Source organism: Paenibacillus campinasensis, from assembly GCF_002272015.1.
GTDB classification, from domain to species: Bacteria; Bacillota; Bacilli; order Paenibacillales; family Paenibacillaceae; genus Paenibacillus_AQ; species Paenibacillus_AQ campinasensis.
In genome coordinates this window covers 1-2,470 of sequence record NZ_NPBY01000008.1, presented here as the reverse complement: position 1 = coordinate 2,470, position 2,470 = coordinate 1, and the positions used below count along the sequence as shown (strand labels likewise).

At 47.9% G+C, this 2,470-nt stretch carries 2 protein-coding genes; both read right to left on the bottom strand.

The genetic code is table 11. The features are described 5' to 3' along the window. Positions 1 to 1,095 (bottom strand): Ig-like domain-containing protein (locus CHH67_RS02210; RefSeq protein WP_179292050.1); only part of this gene is annotated, 1,095 nt, incomplete at its 3' end. Between the two features lie 27 nt (positions 1,096 to 1,122). Then, positions 1,123 to 2,430 carry an S-layer homology domain-containing protein gene (locus CHH67_RS02205; protein WP_095263347.1) on the bottom strand — a complete coding sequence of 436 codons (1,308 nt, stop codon included), beginning with the start codon at positions 2,428 to 2,430 and terminating at the stop codon, positions 1,123 to 1,125. Positions 2,431 to 2,470: the final 40 nt, after the last annotated feature.

The window sequence follows — 2,470 nt, the reverse complement described above, 5'->3', positions numbered from 1 at the left end:
TATTTTCGCTGTGACGACTGGATCCATGTAGCGGCCGTTGATCTTCGTGCCAGGTGATGGTGGTGTACATGCCGCTGTTGGCGGATCCGGGTCTGGTGTAGGCGCTCCGCCAACTGTGATCGTGATTGATGCGGTCAGAATATAACCGTTGTTCTCGTCACTCTTCCATACAGCTGTGATCTTAGCTGTGCCCGGGCTATTGGCCTTGACCCTGCCGCTGTCATTGACCAGACTGACCACGGAGGATTTGTCTGAACTCCAGGTCGTTTGATCCCTTGAAGCAACGTTCACAGGATTTTTATAATCTGTCTCTCCAGGAGCTATGGTTGAAACCAGTGCCTGCAAATCTGTTTCCTCTCCCACTGCCAAGCTTGTCTTCCCTTTGACTTCGATTCGTTTCTGTTCTACTTCATCAGCAAGCCAGAAGAGATTCAACGGTGTGTAGAATCCGAATTTCTTCACGGTCCACGGTAGAAAGCAACTGCAGGCGTCATTCCATGGACGTTCCCCGGTGTCTTCATACCTGAACTCCTGATATAAATCAGAACTTGATGGGCCCACTTTACCGGTTTGCGATGTAATTAGTACTGCTGTTTTCAGATCCGTGATTTCAAGCTTTGTGATGTTTGATTCCACACCTTGGCGTAGCGGCACGGTTTCGACCCTGGTAAGCCTTTCGTTAGTTAAACTGCTTTTGGGTACAGGAAGGCCACTGTAATCGACATACCCATGCGGCTGATATATCGGATTACTTTTCATCTCAATTTTATCCCTTACCTCACCAATGGCTGGATATCCGTTGGAAGCTGTGCCGATGTTCGCCACGTAGACAAACCCACCTGGAGCTCGGTAGCTTTCCGCTGCAAAGCGACCATCCGCAATTTGAAACCAATACACCCCCGGATTAGATTCACGCTGACCTTGAACTGTTCGAATTCTCTTTTGGTAAGCTGTAGGCCCTTTGGAAGCGTCCGGTGTGTACGTTGGCGGCCCGATATCTTTAGGTTCATCAGGGCTGACATCAACGACTAGACCATTATCTGGTGCAGCACTGACTGAATGAATCCCAAGGATAGAAACGGTTAAGCAACTCATTAATCTTCTTCATCTTACACTTCCTTGTTATTCTGGTTTATAAGGAGGTCCGAACATAACCAATGTATTGCCGCTACCCATTTCCCCACCACTATCCCCCAGATATCTATGCATCCAGAAACGGCGTGGAATATCCTTTTTGAAGAAACCGGTGGTTAAGAAATCGTCAACTCTAGGCAGTACGGTGAGACCGTATTTAGAAATAGCTCTACTTTCAAACCCTCTTCCTTGGGTAAAGTTGTACAACGTGGAAGTAGGAAAAGCCGCATTGGATAAAGATGTGTTATCATTTGGAACTACTGTAGTCTCAAGGAAAACATTATAAGCATCATCAAATATTGGCCAATTGAATTTTTCATCCACGAACATTTTCCCGTACAAATTTTTCGGATTTTTCGACGTATCAGCATCAACCACAATCATCCTATGAATCGTCATCATGCCTCGGTTGTACATCATTTTGTAAGGCTTATCTTTAATGCGGTCAAAGCTTGTCTCCTTATCAGTTCCTGAAAATTTACGAAATCTATATGGCGTCGCCGTCGTCAAATTCGTCCCAGTCAGTCCGACCTCGCGCATTTCTCTCAAGTCCTGGAAGTCTTCCGGATCCTTATCCTGTACGTTTACGTATCTTGCCAGAATTACGGCGACTTCAGCGCGGGTTGTTGTCTTCCCCGGACCAAACGATCCGTCCGGATAGCCGGACATCAGTCCAGTTCCAAGTGCCACCGCGACATACGGATAATCGGCTTTATTCAGCCCGCCCTTGTAATACTCGGCCACCGGAACGAGCGTATCCTTGGTGTCGCTAACAGCTTGTTTGAAGTCTTCATGCTTCGCCGCTAGCCCCGAAGCCATCCACTTCGCCATTTCTCTCCGGGTCAAAGCCGTTCCCGGCTTGAATCCGTTCGGATAATCCTGAGCCGATATAAATCCCATCCCTATCGCCTGAGCGATTGCGGATTGAGCCCAGTGGCCTTGAATATCCGAGAAGGTTCCTTGTCCGCTCTCCATTTCATTATTAGACACTCTGGCCATTAACGCAGCAAATTCCGCCCGGGTGATGTTGGCATTCGGACGAAAGGTGCCGTCGGAATAGCCCTTGAAATAACCTTTATGAACAGCAGATTCTATCGCACTTCTCGCCCAATGATCTGCAGGGACATCCTTAAACGAGGATGCTGCCGATGCAGGCTGAACATCCACGACTCCGCATACGGACAGCAAGATTGCCAATGCAGAAATGATATGCTTGCGCAGTGAATGACGAACGTTTACTCTGGTCAAAATGTACTCGCTCCTTCTCCCTGTTCTGGAAAGCTCGTAATCGATCATTGAAATGAGCCGAATCCCATGCCCATCTCGCCCACATTAT